The organism is Pseudomonas sp. S3E17, from assembly GCF_024168685.1.
GTDB classification, from domain to species: Bacteria; Pseudomonadota; Gammaproteobacteria; order Pseudomonadales; family Pseudomonadaceae; genus Aquipseudomonas; species Aquipseudomonas marginalis.
Genome location: NZ_JALJWE010000001.1, coordinates 6,504,736 through 6,522,567, shown reverse-complemented (window position 1 = coordinate 6,522,567; position 17,832 = coordinate 6,504,736). Strand labels below are relative to the sequence as shown.

At 54.2% G+C, this 17,832-nt stretch carries 19 protein-coding genes and 1 pseudogene; 13 read left to right on the top strand and 7 right to left on the bottom strand.

Going from position 1 to position 17,832, the window contains the following annotated elements; translation table 11 throughout:
• Window positions 1-95: 95 nt before the first annotated feature.
• The 3 genes from J3D60_RS29650 to J3D60_RS29640 all read left to right on the top strand — a co-directional run bounded on the left by J3D60_RS29650 (window position 96) and on the right by J3D60_RS29640 (window position 1,188).
• Entirely contained in the window at window positions 96-353 is a 258-nt protein-coding gene (locus tag J3D60_RS29650; RefSeq protein ID WP_027604204.1) for an AbrB/MazE/SpoVT family DNA-binding domain-containing protein, read from the top strand.
• On the top strand, window positions 350-745 hold the full coding sequence (locus tag J3D60_RS29645; RefSeq protein WP_253493731.1) for a PIN domain-containing protein: 396 nt from the start codon (window positions 350-352) through the stop codon (window positions 743-745). The genes J3D60_RS29650 and J3D60_RS29645 overlap by 4 nt, the downstream gene beginning before the upstream one ends.
• A 71-nt stretch (window positions 746-816) precedes the next feature.
• Window positions 817-1,188: a hypothetical protein gene (locus tag J3D60_RS29640; RefSeq protein WP_065939315.1), complete on the top strand. Its 372-nt coding sequence runs from the start codon at window positions 817-819 to the stop codon at window positions 1,186-1,188.
• 7 nt (window positions 1,189-1,195) lie between these two features.
• On the opposite strand, the gene J3D60_RS29635 is transcribed toward J3D60_RS29640, so the two are convergent.
• Window positions 1,196-1,525, bottom strand: a complete 330-nt coding sequence (locus J3D60_RS29635) for a YXWGXW repeat-containing protein (protein WP_065939316.1) — start codon at window positions 1,523-1,525, stop codon at window positions 1,196-1,198.
• Between the two features lie 131 nt (window positions 1,526-1,656).
• Complete coding sequence (locus tag J3D60_RS29630) at window positions 1,657-2,553, bottom strand: LysR family transcriptional regulator (protein ID WP_253493730.1); 897 nt, start codon at window positions 2,551-2,553, stop codon at window positions 1,657-1,659.
• An 81-nt stretch (window positions 2,554-2,634) separates the two neighbouring features.
• Here J3D60_RS29630 and J3D60_RS29625 point away from each other — a divergent pair, with 81 nt between their 5' ends.
• Entirely contained in the window at window positions 2,635-3,318 is a 684-nt protein-coding gene (locus J3D60_RS29625; protein ID WP_301294602.1) for an NADPH-dependent F420 reductase, read from the top strand.
• Window positions 3,319-3,405: 87 nt separating this feature from the next.
• On the opposite strand, the gene mqo is transcribed toward J3D60_RS29625, so the two are convergent.
• On the bottom strand, window positions 3,406-5,052 hold the full coding sequence (gene mqo / locus J3D60_RS29620; RefSeq protein WP_253493725.1) for a malate dehydrogenase (quinone): 1,647 nt from the start codon (window positions 5,050-5,052) through the stop codon (window positions 3,406-3,408).
• 478 nt (window positions 5,053-5,530) lie between these two features.
• On the opposite strand from mqo, the gene J3D60_RS29615 reads away from it, so the two are divergent.
• Entirely contained in the window at window positions 5,531-6,718 is a 1,188-nt protein-coding gene (locus J3D60_RS29615) for an MFS transporter (protein ID WP_065939319.1), read from the top strand.
• Window positions 6,719-6,737: 19 nt separating this feature from the next.
• Here J3D60_RS29615 and J3D60_RS29610 read toward each other — a convergent pair whose 3' ends face one another.
• Window positions 6,738-6,959 carry a hypothetical protein gene (locus J3D60_RS29610; RefSeq protein WP_253493723.1) on the bottom strand — a complete coding sequence of 74 codons (222 nt, stop codon included), beginning with the start codon at window positions 6,957-6,959 and terminating at the stop codon, window positions 6,738-6,740.
• A 196-nt stretch (window positions 6,960-7,155) separates the two neighbouring features.
• On the opposite strand from J3D60_RS29610, the gene J3D60_RS29605 reads away from it, so the two are divergent.
• Window positions 7,156-7,908: a metallophosphoesterase gene (locus J3D60_RS29605; RefSeq protein WP_253493720.1), complete on the top strand. Its 753-nt coding sequence runs from the start codon at window positions 7,156-7,158 to the stop codon at window positions 7,906-7,908.
• A gap of 249 nt (window positions 7,909-8,157) precedes the next feature.
• Here the strand turns inward: J3D60_RS29605 and J3D60_RS29600 are convergent, their stop codons facing one another.
• The 3 genes from J3D60_RS29600 to J3D60_RS29590 all read right to left on the bottom strand — a co-directional run bounded on the left by J3D60_RS29600 (window position 8,158) and on the right by J3D60_RS29590 (window position 11,005).
• On the bottom strand, window positions 8,158-8,406 hold the full coding sequence (locus tag J3D60_RS29600) for a CsbD family protein (protein ID WP_253493717.1): 249 nt from the start codon (window positions 8,404-8,406) through the stop codon (window positions 8,158-8,160).
• Window positions 8,407-8,742: 336 nt separating this feature from the next.
• The gene (locus J3D60_RS29595) at window positions 8,743-10,383 is read right to left on the bottom strand and encodes a methyl-accepting chemotaxis protein (RefSeq protein ID WP_053132334.1); all 1,641 of its coding nucleotides are present in this window, start codon (window positions 10,381-10,383) and stop codon (window positions 8,743-8,745) included.
• Window positions 10,384-10,714: 331 nt separating this feature from the next.
• On the bottom strand, window positions 10,715-11,005 hold the full coding sequence (locus tag J3D60_RS29590; RefSeq protein ID WP_253493713.1) for a DUF6124 family protein: 291 nt from the start codon (window positions 11,003-11,005) through the stop codon (window positions 10,715-10,717).
• 669 nt (window positions 11,006-11,674) lie between these two features.
• Here J3D60_RS29590 and J3D60_RS29585 point away from each other — a divergent pair.
• The 7 genes and pseudogenes from J3D60_RS29585 (at window position 11,675) to J3D60_RS29555 (ending at window position 17,711) form a co-directional block, all read left to right on the top strand.
• On the top strand, window positions 11,675-11,914 hold the full coding sequence (locus J3D60_RS29585; RefSeq protein WP_253493710.1) for a CopG family transcriptional regulator: 240 nt from the start codon (window positions 11,675-11,677) through the stop codon (window positions 11,912-11,914).
• A pseudogene (locus J3D60_RS29580) lies at window positions 11,895-12,178 on the top strand (type II toxin-antitoxin system RelE/ParE family toxin). The gene J3D60_RS29585 and the pseudogene J3D60_RS29580 overlap by 20 nt, the downstream one beginning before the upstream one ends.
• Before the next feature lie 461 nt (window positions 12,179-12,639).
• Window positions 12,640-13,656 carry a hypothetical protein gene (locus J3D60_RS29575; protein WP_253493708.1) on the top strand — a complete coding sequence of 339 codons (1,017 nt, stop codon included), beginning with the start codon at window positions 12,640-12,642 and terminating at the stop codon, window positions 13,654-13,656.
• A 358-nt stretch (window positions 13,657-14,014) separates the two neighbouring features.
• Window positions 14,015-14,788 (top strand): hypothetical protein, encoded by a 774-nt coding sequence (locus J3D60_RS29570; protein WP_253493707.1) that lies wholly within the window; start codon window positions 14,015-14,017, stop codon window positions 14,786-14,788.
• A gap of 972 nt (window positions 14,789-15,760) precedes the next feature.
• On the top strand, window positions 15,761-16,573 hold the full coding sequence (locus tag J3D60_RS29565; protein WP_253493706.1) for a ParA family protein: 813 nt from the start codon (window positions 15,761-15,763) through the stop codon (window positions 16,571-16,573).
• Window positions 16,573-16,965, top strand: coding sequence for a hypothetical protein (locus tag J3D60_RS29560; RefSeq protein WP_253493705.1), 393 nt, complete (start codon window positions 16,573-16,575; stop codon window positions 16,963-16,965). The genes J3D60_RS29565 and J3D60_RS29560 overlap by 1 nt, the downstream gene beginning before the upstream one ends.
• Window positions 16,965-17,711, top strand: coding sequence for a hypothetical protein (locus tag J3D60_RS29555; protein ID WP_253493704.1), 747 nt, complete (start codon window positions 16,965-16,967; stop codon window positions 17,709-17,711). The genes J3D60_RS29560 and J3D60_RS29555 overlap by 1 nt, the downstream gene beginning before the upstream one ends.
• Window positions 17,712-17,832: the final 121 nt, after the last annotated feature.

Below are 17,832 nucleotides of genomic sequence, written 5' to 3'. Positions count from 1 at the left end.
TCATGACTCCGACTCATCCTCCACCTGAAGAGCGACCTATGGACCAACGGATATTGTCCTCCACCATTCCTTACCCTAAGGTAAGGAGCATCATGCTGGAGATCTTTACCATGGCGACCGCCACACTTACCTCAAAAGGGCAAATCACCATCCCCGTCCAAGTCAGGACTGCACTTGGCCTGGAAACAGGCGACCGCGTCGAGTTCGTCGAAACGGAAGATGGCAAGTTTTCCATCATTGCAGCGAGCAAGACTGTCCATGATCTCAAGGGGCTGGTCCGGAAGCCTGCAAGGGCCGTGTCCATTGACGACATGAACCGCGCCATCGCAGCGCAGGGAGCGAAGGCTGGATGATCGGGCTGGATACCAACGTGCTGGTGCGCTACGTCACCCAGGATGATCCCGTTCAATCCCCCAAGGCCTGCGAATTGATTGAATCCCTCACCACGCTTTCACCAGGGTTTGTCAGCCTGGTGTCCGTGGTGGAGCTGGTGTGGGTATTACAGAGCTGCTACCAATGCGCCAAAAATGACATTGTCGTCGTTCTGGAAACACTGCTGCGCACCCGTGAATTGACCGTCGAACATGCCGAAGTCATCTGGCAGGCGCTTCGACGGTTCACGGCCAACAACGCCGATTTTGCCGATTGCCTGATAGAGCGCAGCGCCCACGCCGCCGGGTGCGAATACACCGCTACCTTTGACCTCGGTGCGGCCAAGGCAGCGGGTATGAAGCGTCTGGGCTGAGCGGCAACATTGCGGCAAGGGGCAGGCTTTGGTAAAAATCGCGTCAATCCCTGATCGAGAGAACGCCCCACGTGCGCACGCTTCTTCTTGCTGCCCTGGCCCTGACGCCGTCCCTCGCCCTGGCCGAGATCATCTGGCCCGACCTGCCAAAGAGCTGCTTCGTCAGCGGGCGTTCTGCCACTAGTGTGGATGTGGACACCGGCTGCGCAGCGTTCCTGATCAATGTGCAAGGCAAGGCCGCAGGTACGCCGATCAAGGTGGATATTCCCCAATACGCTTTTCACATCGACGAAGCCAGCGGCAAAGAGACACCGGTGATCATCATCCAGGCCGAAGAGAACGGAGAGGTCAAGGCCGTGGGATACAAGGAACTGGGCACCGATCAACTCGGTGCCGCGCTGCTGCGGGAAGTACGGCTCCTGGGTACAAAGAAGCCCTCCTAGTCGGGGTTCAACGAACCCAGCCACCCACCTGCCAGTGGTAGCCATCATTGCGCTGCACCCAATGCGGATGCACATAACGATAGCCTTCTCGCACCGGCTCCCAATGGCCGTGTACGGCAACGTAGCGCCCGCCTTCCCAGCGCCAGTAACCACGTGACCATATGTAACCTTCACGTACGGCAGGCTCGACTTCGATGACCTGGGTCGGCGGCGGTTGTGGCGCAATCACCTCGACATATTCACGCTGTACAGGCCGGCGCTCATGCACCACGCGCTCCTGTACACACCCGGACGCCGCGACCACAACTGCCGCTAATGCCGCGTAACGTAACAACATACAACCCCCTCGGGCGTTATCGCCCACCACCTGCACCGGTAAAAATGCCCCCGTGTTTCAGCCGTGCTCCTGCTCAGGCCTGGGTACTTTTTTAACAGGTTGTGTCTGTCGGATTGCTGAAGCAGCACGCATCAAGGGTGACCGAAGCGTCCCAACACCGCTTCGACAAAGCGTCTCAGCTTGGCCGTACGCTGGCGGTTCGCCGTGTAGACAAGGTGCATCGGCCGGCTCGGCGCTTCAAAGTCCGGCAGCACTCTCACCAATTCGCCCCTGGCCAATGCCCGGCGCAAGAAGTCTTCCGGACCGAGCACGATGCCAAAACCATCCAGCGCGGCGGACATCAAGGCCCTGCTTTCATTGATCTGCAAGCGACTGGCAACCTGCACCTTGTAAGACGTCGAAGCCTGGTAGAACACCCACTCGCGATCCGCCGGCCGCGACCAGAAGGCGTAGCCGAGGCATTCATGACGCTCAAGGTCCGCCGGGGCCTGTGGGGTACCACGTGCCGCCAGGTACTCAGGCGACGCGCAGACCACCAGGCGGTAAGGTGCCAGTGGCCTGGCTGTCAGACCGGTGGTCGCCAGGGGGCCGATACGAAAAGCGGCTTCATAGCCCTCCTCCACCAGGTCCACGAAACGGTCGGTCAGGTGCAGGTCGATTTCCACATCCGGGTTGTCGCGCAGGAACCCGGTAATCAACGGCATCAGGCTGTAGGAGCCGAAGGTGACGGGTGCTGTGATTTTCAGCTTGCCGCGCGGCGTGTCGTTCATGATCTGCGCCAGTGAATCGGCAGCCTCGGCTTCTATCAGGATATGTTTGCAACGCTCGTAGTACGCGCTCCCCAACTCCGTCAGGCTTTGCCTTCGTGTGGTGCGGTTAAGCAAGCGAGCGCCCAGGCGCTGCTCCAGCGCGGTGACATGTTTGGCCACCATCTGCGGCGACATCCCCAAGCGCTCGGCAGCCCTCGCGTACGAGCCCAACTCAGCAGCTATCACAAAGGCATTCATGCTCGACAGGCGATCCACCATTCCCTACTCCCAGTAACAACATCCACGCCAAAACGACAATTTATCGCCAATGGGTTGCCAATCATCATAACCGCTCCCCCCATGCATCGGAGCAAGACCATGAAGATTGGTGTTATTGGAGCAGGCTTTATCGGGCGCGCCGTGGCCCAACTGGCGCTGGCGGCCGGACATGAAGTGATGTTGAGCAACTCCCGTGGCCCCCACACCATGAGCAGCGTAGTGAGCGGCATACTCGGCGTGCAGGTGGGCAGTGCCGACGACGCCGCCAAATTCGGCGATGTGGTGCTCGTGGCGATTCCCCTGGAGCATTACCGCAGCGTCCCGACGCAATGGCTGGAGGGCAAGACCGTGATGGATGCGAATAATTACTACCCGAACCGCGACGGCCATATACCGGTACTGGATCGCTTCGAAACCACCACCAGCCGGTTGCTCGCCGAGCATTTGCCCCATTCACATGTAGTCAAAGTGTTCAACGCGATCTTCGCTCCCGACCTGACACAGGATGCCCGCCCCCACGGTGCCCCCGACCGCCGGGCGTTGCCAGTGGCAGCAGATGACGCCGCAGCGAAGGCACGCGTCATCACGCTACTCGACGAACTGGGGTTCGACGCCGTGGATGCCGGCAGCCTGGATGACAGCTGGCGGCTGGAACGCGGCAAGCCTGCCTATTGCGTCCCGCTGGACCAGGCTGGCTTGAAAGCAGCGCTGGCCGCCGCCGAACGTACGGTTGAACTGCCGCCTGTCGAACGGACCCGCCGTTAGACACGCACAAAAAAGCCCGCTGGCCGTTACCGGTTCAGTGGGCTTTTAGTTACCGGCAAGGTCCTGACCCAGGACCTCGCCAGCGGCTTACAGCGCCAGGTCAGACGCCGGCTTGCTCGGCTCAGCCGCAGGCTTGGCAGCCTCGGGCGCCTTGACAGCAGCCTGTTGCGGAATCGCAGGCGGTGTAGGCAGTTGCAGGATATTGGCGGTGTAGGCCCATTCCTTGGCAACAGCCTCAGGACTGTCGTTCAGCTTGGTGCCGTAGCTTGGCACGATCTGGTGCAGTTTTGCCTGCCACTCAGGGGTCGCAACCTTGTCCTTGAACACTTTCTGCAGCACGGTCAGCATGATCGGAGCCGCGGTGGACGCGCCTGGCGATGCACCCAACAGACCTGCAATGGTATTGTCGGCAGAGCTGACCACTTCAGTACCGAGTTTCAGGACGCCGCCCTGCTCTTCGTCACGCTTGATGATCTGCACGCGCTGGCCGGCCTGCCACAGGCGCCAGTCGGATTGCTTGGCGTTCGGGAAGTACTCCTGCAGCGCCTTGAAGCGATCGTCATCCGACAGCATCAGTTGGCCGGCGAGGTACTCGACCAGTGGGTATTCACGAATACCGACTTTGGTCATTGGCCAGATGTTGTGGGTGGTGGTGCTGGTCAGCAGGTCCAGGTACGAACCTTCTTTCAGGAACTTGGTCGAGAAGGTGGCGAATGGGCCAAACAGAATCACGCGCTTGCCATCCAGCACGCGGGTGTCCAGGTGCGGAACCGACATCGGTGGCGCGCCAACCGAAGCCTTGCCGTAGGCCTTGGCCAGGTGCTGCTCGGCGACGGTTGGGTTATCGGTCACCAGGAACGAGCCGCCGACCGGGAAGCCGGCGTATTCCTTGGCTTCAGGAATGCCCGACTTTTGCAGCAGGTGCAGTGCACCGCCACCGGCGCCGATGAACACGAACTTGGCGTCGGTTTCAGTCTTGGTGCCGTCTTTCAGGTTTTTGTAGCTGACACGCCACGAACCGTCGGCGTTCTTGGTGATGTCCTGCACTTCGCTCGACAGTTTCAGGTCGAACTTAGGCGTGGTTTGCAGGTGAGCGACGAACTGGCGGGTGATCTCGCCGAAGTTCATGTCGGTACCCAGCGGGCTCCAGGTGGCCGCGATTTTCTGGTTCGGGTCACGCCCTTCCATCATCAGCGGAACCCATTTGGCGATCTGCACCGGGTCTTCGGAGTACTGCATGCCGGCGAACAGCGGGCTCGCTTGCAGGGCTTCGTAGCGCTTCTTGAGGAACTTGATGTTGTCATCGCCCCACACAAAGCTCATGTGCGGCGTGGAGTTGATGAACGAACGCGGGTTCTTCAGCACGCCCTGCTGGACCTGCCAGGACCAGAACTGACGGGAGATCTGGAACGCTTCGTTGATCTCGACCGCTTTCGGGATCTCAACGTTGCCGTTCTTGTCTTCCGGGGTGTAGTTCAACTCAGCCAGGGCCGAGTGACCGGTACCTGCGTTGTTCCAGCCGTTGGAGCTTTCTTCGGCGACGCCATCGAGGCGCTCGACCATTTCCATCGACCAGCCCGGTTCCAGCTCGTTGAGCCAGACACCCAGGGTTGCACTCATGATGCCGCCGCCGATCAGCAGCACATCGACTTTCTTTGCCTCTTCCGCGTGAACGGACGTGATCCCCATCGACAAAGCCAGCCCCAGCAGGGCAGTGTTTACTTTTTTAAACATCAGTAGCACCTATGATAAAACGCCATCCGCCCCACCGCCCCTGATCATGGGCAACCCTCAATCACGCTGCGCCAGGCAACGCACCGCGGGGTTTACACATTCACTCGGGGACCGCAGGGTGGGCACACAAGGCCGACGTATCGACCTCACTTTTATGTCCCTTCTGCGCTGACTTCTTATCATTATTGGCTTCAGCTACCTGGGCGACAGCCAAACGCCGGGACGTATACGGTGTACGTACCGGGAAAGACCAGACCAAGACGGCGCGCAGAATATCACGCCACACGGCGTTTATGCGTCGTTTGGCCAATTGACAACTCTAAATCGCCGGTTTTAACGCGCGAGTGTCAAGTGTGGCAAACGCGACCTGAGGTCACAGGGCAGGAACTCTCAGGCAAAAGGCTGTTCTAGACTTCTTCGTCGCTGCTTGCGTAGCATCGACGGTTTTCCCTCGTACCCCTTCAATACAGAGCGATCCATGTCTATCCACCAAACTCCCGGGCACGTACTGCCCGCGCGCAGCGCCGCCAAAATGGAAGCTGCCATGGCCGTGGGCGCCTTCGCGATCGGTACCGGCGAATTCGCCATCATGGGCCTGATGCCCGACATCGCGCAAAACCTGGGTTTAAGCGAACCCCAGGTCGGCCACGCCATCAGCGCCTACGCCCTCGGTGTGATGGTCGGTGCCCCACTGCTGGCCATCCTCGGCGCCAAGCTGCTGCGCAAACATATGTTGCTGTTGCTGATGGGCCTGTATGCCCTGGGCAACCTCGCCACTGCGTTCACCCCGACCTTCGGCTCGTTAGTGGCGTTCCGCTTTATCAGCGGCCTGCCCCACGGCGCCTACTTCGGCATTGCTGCCGTTGTCGCCTCGAGCATGGTGCCCAACGACAAACGCGCCGGCGCCGTGGCGCGGGTAATGATGGGCCTGACCCTGGCCATGCTGCTGGGCAACCCCATCGCCACCTTCCTCGGCCAGCACCTGGGCTGGCGCTCGGCGTTCGCGCTGGTGAGCGTGATCGCCCTGTGCACCATCGCCCTGGTCTGGCAATTCGTGCCCCATCGCCATGACGAACAACGCAGCGACCCACGCAAGGAACTGCGCGCCTTCACCAAACCGCAGGTGTGGATGGCGCTGTCCATTGGGGCGATCGGTTTTGCCGGAATGTTCTGCGTGTTCAGCTACCTGGCGCCGACCATGCTGGAAGTGACCAAGGTATCGCCGCAGTGGATTCCATTTGGTCTGGCAGCGTTTGGCGTGGGCGGGATTATCGGCAACATTGCCGGCGGCAAGCTGTTTGATCGCCTGCAGTTTCGTGCGGTGGGTTGGATTCTGGTGTGGTCGATCGCCGTGTTGCTGTTCTTCCCCCTCGCGGCGTCCTCGCTATGGGGCGTGCTGCTGAGCATGGGCCTGGTCGGCACCATGGTGTCGCTGGCTGCGCCGCTGCAGATCCGCCTGATGGACATCGCCCACGAAGCACCGAGCCTTGCAGCAGCGTCCAACCATGCGGCGTTCAACCTGGCCAATGCGCTGGGACCATGGTTTGGCGGGATGGCGATTACGGCGGGGTTTGGCTGGACCAGCACCGGCTACATCGGCGCGGCCACGGCGCTGGTCGGCCTGGGTATCTACCTGATCGCCCGCCGCATGAAGGGCGGCCACTGACTGCCCCCCCCCCCCCCAATCAATCATCATGCAACAACCCCGACCCGTACTCCCCATAACTGCTCCCCAGCCCACTGCCGCCAAAATTCATCTTCGCGGCCTTGCTGGGGCTGTGGTCACCAAACGCCTGGCATCCGCCTGAAAAGCAAGGGTCAGTGCTCACACCGGACGCCCCCGAAGAACAAGCGCCCAACAGCAACGTGCCAGCAATCATCACGACTTTGACGAGGTTCGAGATCATTTTCAGTTCCCTGTGGACTGGAGGCGCGAGGGTCCTCTCTTGAGCAAGATCGTAGACCTCAACGGCGAAGGGAATGATGAAACTTTGCTGGGTGACAGGGAGAGTTCAGGTTGCCTGATTTGAGGGTAATGCCAGGTTTTCGCAGACGTTGGCAATGATATAGTTCACCCGTGCCCACCCCATCGAAGCCCTGAACATGTACACCATCGAAGTATTTGAATCCAACTCAAAGGGCCGCGACTTTGTAGTGGGTGATATTCACGGGCACTTCAAGCTACTTGCTTCACTCATGGAAAAAGTAAACTTCAACACCCAACAGGATCGCCTGTTTTGTGTGGGCGATCTTATTGATAGAGGCCCTGACTCTATTGACGTATTGAAGTGGCTCAGCGAACCCTGGTTTCACGGCGTACGCGGCAACCACGAACAGATGTTGATGGATTGCCTCTCCGGTCGCGGCGACATCAACAGGCACACGCGAAACGGCGGAGCGTGGCTATACGCGCTCTCGCCCAGTGTCCAGAGCGAGATTTACAACGCACTGCAAACGCTCCCAGTAATGATTGAGATCGGCTTAGCGGATGGTCGAAAAGTCGGCATCGTCCATGCTGAAGCGTTTCTTTCCTGTGCTACCCATAGTTGGCAAGACGCCAAAGACGCTATCAGTGGAATGCGAGGGGAAACCACGCAACAACTAGCGTTGAAAACCGCACTCTATGCCAGGGAAAAAATAGAGCAGCAAAACCAGGCAGCGATCATAGGTTTGGATAGGTTATATGTGGGCCACTCGACAGTCCCTCATGTGCATGCATTGGGCAATGTCGTTTATATCGATACGGGTTGTTCTTTTTCGGACGGTGCGTTGAGTTTGATAGAGATAGAAAGTGGAGAGGTTGCGCATGTGAGCATGCATTCATTGCATGACGCTCTCGGCGTCAGCTCGCAGTAGTTACTTGAACGCGAGCAAATATTTCCCTAAGGGATTATGACTCTATGCTGGGGGACAGCCTCTCCAGTGTCCATTTCCACGAGCTAAGTGGCCCAATAGCCCCGTAGTAATTCAGACGCGGTGCGCGGATGGAATTGAGTCGTGCATACCTGCCCGCGCCCCAGAAGCCCACTGATGGAAAAATCTAGGGGGCGGGGGTGAATAAACGCAAAAGAGAACGCCCCTGTCGGAACGTCCCTTCTTCCTCACTCAGCGACGAAAAAGACGGTCTAGAACCAACAGGGCAACTGCACCAATCGCGATTGCCGCAACTGGTTTTTCTTTAACGAATGTAGATACGCTGTCCAATGCGTAGCCATAGGTTTGTGTCAGCTGTCCAGCTGCTTGCCGACCAGCACCTTCAGCTTCCAGCTTCGAATCACCAAACAGTTTCCCAACTGCGCTCTGCGCTTTGCCGGCAACCTTTTCAACAACACCTTCTACCTGTTCGCTCTTCATGATTCACCAAACCTTCGTGTGTGATTGAGTAACCCAGAATAAACCTGGGCTTGAGGCAACCTTCACGGCATTAGGGGGACGCTGGTAATGATTAGTTCAAAGTGGATGAGGCTCACAGGTAGCCAGCTATCATTCACTCGAAAACGTCAAAGAAACAGCCTCCGCTGACGGCATGCAGACGCCCTCAGCAAGACTCCATGTAGCAGCCCCATTAAGATAAGTTGGCATGTTCTGTCTTACTTCGACCGAGAATCCTGCGTCGCCAGTTAAACTTCTGAGTAGCCCAGCAGTCGCGCATAGACGTCAGCGCAGCAGTGAAAAGCTGTCCTGAATCCACTAAGCCGCAGAGAAGAACGCCACTTTAGCGGTAAGACGATCCGCCAAACCTGATAGCTCGATGCTAGCTGCCGCCACTTGGCGCGCGCCGTTGGCAGATTCAACAGTCGAACCATGAATGCGGTTGATATTTTCAGCGACCTCATCGGTCACGCTACTCTGCTGCACGGAGGCGCTCGCGATCTGAGCGTTCATATGACTGATTGCGGCAACCTGCTCGCTGATCCTTGCCAATGCATGCTGCGCACTGCGGGTTTGTGTGACCGTTTGGCTCGCTAGCTCGCAACTATCGCGCATAGTTTGGGATGCCGTTTCGGTACCCGATTGCAGCGTACTGATCATCTCCCGAATTTCCTCGGTCGACTGCTGTGTACGATTGGCCAAAGAACGTACTTCGTCAGCTACCACCGCAAACCCACGCCCGTGCTCCCCAGCTCTCGCTGCCTCAATGGCAGCGTTCAAGGCAAGCAAATTGGTTTGCGAGGCGATAGCGTTGATGACGTCGATCACTGACGCGATATTTTCACTGTGTTTGGACACCTGGTTCACGGTAGCAGTGGTTTGCTCAAGCGTTACTGCCAACTGTTCAATGGCAAGCGTGGTACTTGCAACCAGCTTGTTCCCACTTCCCACTTCAGTATCAGCCAACCGGGAGGCGTCAGCTGCCTGCGCGGCATATCCAGATACTTCATTAACCGTCGCGGCCATTTGCATTATGGCTGCGGCCACCTGCTCGGCTTCGCGGGTTTGTAAGCTGGTCTGCTCATTGTTAGCCGATGATGCGGCAGACAACTGGGTGGAGGAGTGATTGACCTCTTGGGCCGCCTTACGTACTTGCTGAATAGTCTCTCCGAGATGGCCTAGCGCGTCTTTCAGGACGCCCATCACACTGCCGGGATAATCTGTGGAAATCGTCTGATTCAGATCACCAGCTGCCAGTCGCTCGATGGCCAATGCAACGTCTGTGGGCTCAGCACCCAGCGTGGATTTAACGAAGCGAATAATTACAGCCGACAACGTGATGCTCAGCAGCAAAGCAATACCTGTCGCGATAAGCATCAGCGTACTGAACTGACTGGCGGTTGCCTGCACTGCGCCCAGCTTTGCCTTGATTGATGCTTCCTCGTAGTCGATCAGTGCATTGACGCGTTTCAGCCACTCACTGTAATCCAAAGACGTTTGACGCATCAGCAGCGCCTGAGCTCCAGGTATGTCACCCGCTTGGCGCAGGGAGATTACCGCCCTGGTGGAGTTAAGGGTTTGTTGTTCGATGTCCTTGATAGCGCTCAGTAATCGAACCTCCTCGCCTGTTACGCTTGCGCCCTTGAACAACTGATCCATTGGAGCCGCCGAGTCGGAGTAGGCCTTTTCCAAGGCTGTGACCTCCGATAAGTGTTTTGCCAAATCCGTATCAGTCGTCACCAGCACAGCATCCCGAATAGCGATGGCTCGGTTATGGACACTGCCTCGAAAATTGATTGCATAGCGCTGCACCTTGGCGGCATTTTCGCTGACGTCTTCCAAGGTGGAGTCAATGAACGCAACGCGGTGAATGCCGATGGCGGTTATCAACATGAGCAGCGCCAGGATGGCTGCGAAACTAAGCCCTATGCGTGTGGCCAACGACAGCGTTTTCTTCATGGCTAGCTCGAAAATATGACCTGTACAGGCCTTTGTTGATTTGGAAGACGCGAACGGTACTACCAGCCCATTACGCTTGATGCCTTGACGATACGTCGACGCAGAAAGGTCATCCAGTTAGCAATACGCACCGCCATGATAGCGTATAGCTATCATTATGATGCGTATGTTCTGCAGTGGGCCTCGCGATTTACCTAGAGCGTTTTTGCGCGGCTATGGCAGTAGGTTCGTTATTGCTCTGAGCGCTGCCGACGCAGTAAGCCTGCTAACTGCTGAGCCAAAAGGGGGGTCAGGTTGCCGCCTTCTTGGGGTAAGGCGGCAGGGTTGGGTGTCAGGCTGTGGCCGTGCTGGACGTCGCGTCGACTTGCTCTTGAGCTCGGTCGACAAGCAGAGAGCTCAACTCGATCAGTTGCTGAATGCCCAAAGCGATGGAGCGCTGGGATTCGTCGAGGTCGAACGCCAGGGTTGCCGTCATTTGATTGGCGGATGCAAGGTTTTCGGCGGCGTTGGCTAGTAGGGTTTCGGTGTCGACGTTGGGGCTGACGAGGAAGACATTGGCAGTGGATTGTTCGACTGGTGCAGCGTTTGAAGCATGAGGCGGGTTAGGTGTGACTTTGTACATGGCGAAGCTCCTTAACTATTCAGGAACTGCCAAACTCACTTCCACATGAGGGTGGCAGCTGTACGCAGGTGTGGAAGACCAGGGCTAAGGACCCGGCGCACCGAAGTGCCCCGCGCACAGCCGCCGAAACACATAATACAGGCGTAAAAAAACGCCGGTAGCGGTTTATGGGCGATTGCGTCTTAGCTTGGTACGGACTTCCACATCCGGCCGCTGGGTTGGCAGCGGCTTGAGGAGGTTAGCTAGGGGAGGTCTGAGGGGCAAGCCGAGAAAAGTGTGGGAAATTTCCCGGAAAGCATAGTGGACTGAGAGAAGGGTATCGTGGTCTGACCCAGCTATTTGGGAAGTTGCCAGGCACTTTGGAGTTCTTCAGCGCAGTGCCCTAGATCTACTGATTGATAACGGCTTCTTGATAACGGCTTCGCGCAGGTGGCAGATCGATCCAGGGGCGAATTCGTGTTCATCCTTCCAGCCGCGCACCTGGTAATAGGTCTCCGACCACTAAGGGGACGGACTTATTTATGTTCAATTTCCATTACCCCCTGCCAGATCGGCGAGTAGACCGAAGGCTTCTACAGACTGAGTCAACAAATAGCCCAAATCAGCTACGCCGACGACCTGACGATTCAAGCCCGCACTCTACGATCAACCTTCCACATCGAGGCCGCCATGACTGGAATATCCCTAAACCCGCCGGAAGACCTAGCCGACCTGGCCAAAACCAACGGCCAAACGGCGAGCTACCTGGTTATGGACGTTCTTCGCGACTACATCGAACACGAAAAAACGCTGACCGCTCAAATCGAGCTGGCAGTAAAAGAAGCCGACCAAGACAAATTCGCCACTGATGACCAAGTGTCAGCCATGCGCGCTAGGCGCTGGAGTAGGAATGCGGGTCGAGTGGCTTGAAAAAGCACTCAAAAATCTTGAAGACGAAGCCAATTACATTGCCCTTAAAACCCAAAGGCCGCTGATGACTTCTCCGATGCCATTTTCGCCAGCATCGACAAACTGGCTCTGTTCCCTACCATGGGTCGTGAAGGCCGGGTCAAACACACCCGTGAATGGGCAGTACCCAACTGGTCCTACCTGATCCCGTATCGGGTTCGCGGAGATCGTCTGCAAATCCTCGGCATATTCCACACACGGCAACGTCCGCGCTCGAAGTGGTGAATGGCACAAAACAAGCCTCTCCCACACCCTGGATCCATCCCTGATAAACTGCCCACCATTCGCCACGTTGATTCAGATCCCCAATGCCCCTACAAACCGCTCCTCTATCCTGCCGCTTTTCCGTCGCCCCGATGATGGATTGGAACACCTAAGGCTACAGACATTCTAGAACTGGCGTTGCAGCACCGCATCCGCATGCGTGTACCACTTTCGTACCAACACCTACCTTCTTGCACATCGAAGCGCTCCCCCTTTCAAGCTGGCTGCAACAAGGCCGAGCATCGCCCATGCGTGAGCTGATGTGCTGATTGATCGGGCCACTCTCGCGAAGTTCGTGCCTGTTTTTTCATAAGACCGCAAGGATAGGCGCGCCCCTTCTAGCAAGAAACTCATTAATGTAGTAGCTTCTGGCCACCTCAAAAGGCTGCCGACCTTCCTACTCCATTAACCAGTGAGCAGTCATGTTCGAAGACATAGAAATACAAGTCAAAACAGTCATCCAGTCTTTTCAAAGCCTGAAGTCGTTATTCGGTGAAGAACTTGAAGCCGACGATTTAAAAAGCCTCTTTTCCGCAATAACAAACAACCTTTTGAGCTTTGAGAAAAATTTAGATATTGGCAACACAGACGAGGCGCTTAAGAATGCCAAATTGACTAGTATTTTTGGGCAAGAGTTAGCTGAAAAAGCTCGGGAAATTCCGAATGATAGAATTAAGAAAGCTGGAAAGCTTCTAGATTTAGACTGCGAAACTCTAAACAAATTTATCAGAAACAGATTTGCACCAACTGAGCACATTTCTCATGACGACCGAATAAAGAAACTACTAAACGAGAACGAAATACGTATCGTCGCGCTCGAAAAAAGAATCCAGTTTCTAGAGCAAGAAGCGCAGAATGAGATCAATAAAGTCATAGCTTTATATGCTGAAGGTGTAGAAGGCATAGAAAGTTCTAAATCGGAAATCAACGATATTCTTGGTCATGTTTCAGGTCGAGCAATTGCTGGCGACTATGAAAAAAGCGCTGCCGATGAGAAGGTGATGGCAGATTGGCTGAGATATGGTGCTCTAGCGTGTATGGCACTCATTGTGGTGGTTCTGGGCAGCGCAGTCGCAGCAACTATTTCCAGCGAGTTTGAATGGCCAAGGTTCCTGAGTCGCGTCAGTTTGGTATTCTTGCTTTCGATACCAGCCGCATACCTTGCGAGAGAGTCTGCCAAACATAGAGAGCAGCAGTATCAGCACCAGCAAACCTCGCTGGACATGAAAGCCGTTTCGCCGTTCCTTGCTTCCCTCCCCGAGGATGAGCGACACAAGATTAAAGCTGCCATCGCTTCAAGGATTTTCAGCGGGAAGGACTTCTCCAAAGCTGGTAGTGATCCGTACCCAATAAACACTCATGAAATACTTATGGAACTGATTAAAAAGCTAGAAGTATCCACAAAGACGACCAACTCTAAAAATAGTACACCTGTTTAATTCAAACATAGGCGCTGGTTTTCTCCATTTTGGAAAACTCTGCGCCTGACCGACACAGCAACTAACTAAATATGTAGCTGGTTTTCGCACTAGGGTTAATTTCTTGAACTAAGAGTAGAACGTCCCAGAGAAACTGACGGTAGTCATCCGTCCGATATGGCTCGCCGCCAGTATCGCGCCGAAGCAATTTACGTATCGCTGATGGATTGGCCGCACTAACGAAAATAGCCAGTAAATCCAGAGCCTATGCGAGCCTCCAAAAAAATGCGTACCATTTATGTACCTCTCTAAACTTCAGCTATCGTCACACGTCCCCTCTTTTCCGCTGGCACGCGGACCAAAATGCTAAGGAGGCTCAGTGAAGGACAACCCAATTTGGCTAGAAATCAAACAGGTTTGGCGACAGCTGAATGGTCAAGTACATCCTGTGATTCTTCATTATCCGGACGAAGAGCATCCGTATCATGGAGTAGGCACTGCGTTCATCCTGGAACATAACGAACAGCTATTCGTGGTCTCTGCCCAGCACGTATTGGATAGCCAGAGGGCGAAAAGTGACGACTTTACGATTCTTATTCGAGACGCCGCTTACTCGCTCATCTTCGACCTTCAGGCCGTTTTCCGCCCCGAATACGAGCCACACTTCGACATATTGATCCGACGTGTTGCGCCGTTTCAACGTGAGCTGCTTATCAAGCAAGGGGTGTATTGGGTGGGCACAGAGTTCACAATCTCCCCACAATATTATCAAGACGCGAAAATCTTCTACGTCTTCGGATACAGCGAGGACCATCGAGAGTATGACTACTCCGAAAAGCGTATAAGTGCTTCTCTCTCCTATCTGGTAGGCACGCTGGCAAGCCCAAACCTGGAGGAGATGGTTTCCCTTAACCTTGTAGATGGCTATCCCAATTCGCTGAGAGGTTTCAGCGGTTCCCCTGTAATCGCGGTTATAGAAGACCAGTGGATGTTCGCAGGAATGCTGACCCTGGCCGTGAAATCGACGGGCGTCATGAACTTCATTCCGGCCCATCGTATTGTGGGGTACCTGTTAGAGCTGGACGAGATGGTGCTTTCAAACAGCGGCAACCTGAGTGATACGTTCAAATCAGAGCCGACACCTGGAGAATAAATTCCGCTGCTGGAGTGGGCGAAAGAGGGTGCACCTCAATACTCATTGAGGACGCCCACAACCCTTGCACCAAACAACTCCACGATATCCATGCGATTACGCTCAACCCCCCAAACATCGAGCAGAGCACAGGTTTCTCTATGTAGCAGTTGCTTGTCGCTCCAATCCCAGCACTTCCGACAAGCACTCACGGACAGCCCAAAGACATGTGCGCGAGAGCGTCTGTAAGTCATCGTCATGAGTGGGCAGCGGGGCGAGCAGAAGAGCCGCGCTTGAGGGGGGTGGCGTTTTTTTTGGTAAGGCGTCGGAAAAAGGTAATTTAGGTAATGAGATACGCCAAAATCTCTACAGCCATTGTTTTTGAAGGGTTTGAGACAAAATCGGAAAAGTAATATCTGAGTAATATATAGGTAATGAAATTACTATTCTTAAAGGTAATATCCATAATCGTCAAAACCATTATAAATCAATGAGTTATGATAAAATTACCTGAAGAATTACTAAAAATAACTTCCTCAAGTAATCGACGAAACCCAATGAACACGGGGCTCTCAAGCACCTTCCCTGCACCACATTTCCTAATTACCTTTTTCCGATGCCGTTCCTGAAAAAGCGTCCAGCCAGCACCAACACCACCCCCCAATACACCTACCCTCGCAGGGTTCCGCAGGCTTTTAACCTCCTCACAACGCCGAGCAGAGCCCCAGCCTGGGCCGCTGCGAATGGTCCGCAGGTGCGCAGAAAAAACGACCCATTTAGCCCGCAGGCGAGGTGGGGGGACGACGGCGCGCGCCGGGCTAAGTAGCACGTCAGTCCCCCCAATTTGTAGCACGTCATTACCCCAAATTTGGTGCGCTAGCTCCCGAATATTTCCTGTCGAATCGTGAGATGTAACGAAGGTGTTCTAGGGCTCGGTTTTAACCGCGGGGTGTGATGTAATGATAAAAATCAACATCACCAAAGGAATGGACAATGGCTGCTGCGGTTATCTCTTGCATCAATCTGAAAGGCGGCGTGGGTAAGACCGCCTTAGCTGTCAATCTAGCCGCATACTGCGGGTTACTCGGTAAAAAGACCCTCCTTGTGGATCTAGATCCGCAAACAAATGCTAGTTTTTCCGCAGTGGGTGTAGCCGCATGGCAGAAACACGTGCGTGATAACGGTTCGGTAGCCGATCTCCTGGGCGCTAGAAAACACACCTCTGCCGACGGTTCAGTCAAAGACGCGCATCAAACTATTTTTCACGATGTGTTTCGGAACGTTGACCTCATCCCGTCCCATATCGATTTGTTCACCGTTGATCTAGACCTTGCTGGTGCCACTTCACGTGAGACTCGATTGAGAAGGGCACTCAAGGACGTGATAGAGGAGTACGATGTGGTGATATGCGATTGCCCACCTAACCTCACAATTCCAACCCAGAACGCACTGGCCATAAGTACCCACTACGTAGTACCTGTGTCTTTGGACTTCCTTTCAGCTATTGGTGTGGGTCTACTACTCAAGCGGGTCCAAGAGTTTTGCACTGACCTAGAACATACGCTGGAAAACATCGGTATTGTTATTTCTAGAGTCGGTCGCCCAGCGCTTCATAGGGCGGAAACAGAAGCGACTCTAAGAACGCAATTCAAAAAATCAGTATTGACATCAAAAATATCTGAGCGCGTAGCAGTAAGTGCCTGTGCACAAAAGCAAATTTCGATATTTGATTCTAAAGATGACATATCCACCCAAGAATTCGACAAGGTTTGTAGGACACTGCTAAAAAATTCGGGAGTTATTTAATGAAGGCGCACGAACTCTCAAAGGCGTTACTGGCACTTTCAAAAATATTGAAATCCGGCCCAGACGTCGACATAGAAGACTGGTCTATGCTAAGCAGACCGGCACCTATGCCCAAATCATCAAATTTAAAAGAAAGTGACATCCCGGCTGCGCTTTATACTTTAGTCAAGCTCAACGATGTCAATAAATCTCAATGGCTGTCGCTAATGAAGGAATATGATATTGACATTGAGATTCGTTCTCGCGATGCAAATCGAGATATCGTAGGGAAAATACTGAACTATCTTGCAGCGAACCCCAATGCCCGTGAGAATTTACTCAGAACTGGTTCCAAGAAAAACGTTTCGGAATCTACTGAACTTGCTAACGCACTTAACCTGTTATTGAAATAATGGAACAGTTCAAATTAGAGGTATCTGCCAATTTCGAGCGTAGCTTCGTTGCAACTCGTGCTGCTGTTGAGTCAACGCTTCAAGAACTTGATGGCTTCAAGAATAAGTACGCAGCCAGCTACAACCGGCTCGTTTCTTTACAAGCTTGGCGGTCAGAGCTTTTTTGTGACGTGCTTAGTTCTGATGCAGAGGAATTTTTTCGAGAGGCGCATAACGACGCATTAATGTCACACGCTCTGGCTCGCCAAGGAGCTTGGCGTGTGTCATTAATGTCACTTAGAAGCCTCATTGAGAACACAGTATTTGGGCTCTATTACTGCGAACACCCAGTGGAACTGCAACAGTGGTCCACCGGCGACCATAAATTAGGCTTTAGTGAAACCATATCTTACTTGCTACGCCATCCAAAAATTTCGCATCTAGATGATTCCATAACGGGTATAGACGTCCTAAAATCAGAATATGCAACTTTATCAAAAGCAGTCCACGGCTCTGCAAGAGCATTTCGAATGTCTCGCGATGGAATTGTTACAGGTTTGAATTTAAACTCCCCTGCTGACCTTGGGGCATGGAGCACAAGAGAAAAGTCCACTATTACGGGATTAAACTTATTACTGTTATGTTTTTTTGCTGACCACATAAAAGGAGCAGCACTACCAAACCTCAGAAAATCGGTAAGTTTGGCTATTCCAGTAGCTAGACACCAGGCCATTAAAACAGCACTAAAAATAACTCTCCGTAATTGAGCATTACTCTGTAGCCAAACTAACGGTTTTTCCTTTTTTAGAGCAGCGCTGGGAGCCTCTTCAGCCCGCTCGTCTAACAACGCAAAGCAAGGTTCACGAGCTCCTAAATATGACCGGTGTT

Bases quoted from the DNA above. Each gene is read 5' to 3' on its own strand.
- J3D60_RS29630 (WP_253493730.1), bottom strand. From the start codon at position 2,553: ATGGTGGATCGCCTGTCGAGCATGAATGCCTTTGTGATAGCTGCTGAG.
- J3D60_RS29585 (WP_253493710.1), top strand. From the start codon at position 11,675: ATGACTGGAATATCCCTAAACCCGCCGGAAGACCTAGCCGACCTGGCC.
- mqo (WP_253493725.1), bottom strand. From the start codon at position 5,052: ATGTTTAAAAAAGTAAACACTGCCCTGCTGGGGCTGGCTTTGTCGATG.
- J3D60_RS29635 (WP_065939316.1), bottom strand. From the start codon at position 1,525: ATGTTGTTACGTTACGCGGCATTAGCGGCAGTTGTGGTCGCGGCGTCC.
- J3D60_RS29590 (WP_253493713.1), bottom strand. From the start codon at position 11,005: ATGTACAAAGTCACACCTAACCCGCCTCATGCTTCAAACGCTGCACCA.
- J3D60_RS29600 (WP_253493717.1), bottom strand. From the start codon at position 8,406: ATGAAGAGCGAACAGGTAGAAGGTGTTGTTGAAAAGGTTGCCGGCAAA.
- J3D60_RS29645 (WP_253493731.1), top strand. From the start codon at position 350: ATGATCGGGCTGGATACCAACGTGCTGGTGCGCTACGTCACCCAGGAT.
- J3D60_RS29560 (WP_253493705.1), top strand. From the start codon at position 16,573: ATGAAGGCGCACGAACTCTCAAAGGCGTTACTGGCACTTTCAAAAATA.
- J3D60_RS29575 (WP_253493708.1), top strand. From the start codon at position 12,640: ATGTTCGAAGACATAGAAATACAAGTCAAAACAGTCATCCAGTCTTTT.
- J3D60_RS29565 (WP_253493706.1), top strand. From the start codon at position 15,761: ATGGCTGCTGCGGTTATCTCTTGCATCAATCTGAAAGGCGGCGTGGGT.
- J3D60_RS29615 (WP_065939319.1), top strand. From the start codon at position 5,531: ATGTCTATCCACCAAACTCCCGGGCACGTACTGCCCGCGCGCAGCGCC.
- J3D60_RS29555 (WP_253493704.1), top strand. From the start codon at position 16,965: ATGGAACAGTTCAAATTAGAGGTATCTGCCAATTTCGAGCGTAGCTTC.
- J3D60_RS29605 (WP_253493720.1), top strand. From the start codon at position 7,156: ATGTACACCATCGAAGTATTTGAATCCAACTCAAAGGGCCGCGACTTT.
- J3D60_RS29595 (WP_053132334.1), bottom strand. From the start codon at position 10,383: ATGAAGAAAACGCTGTCGTTGGCCACACGCATAGGGCTTAGTTTCGCA.
- J3D60_RS29610 (WP_253493723.1), bottom strand. From the start codon at position 6,959: ATGATCTCGAACCTCGTCAAAGTCGTGATGATTGCTGGCACGTTGCTG.
- J3D60_RS29625 (WP_301294602.1), top strand. From the start codon at position 2,635: ATGCATCGGAGCAAGACCATGAAGATTGGTGTTATTGGAGCAGGCTTT.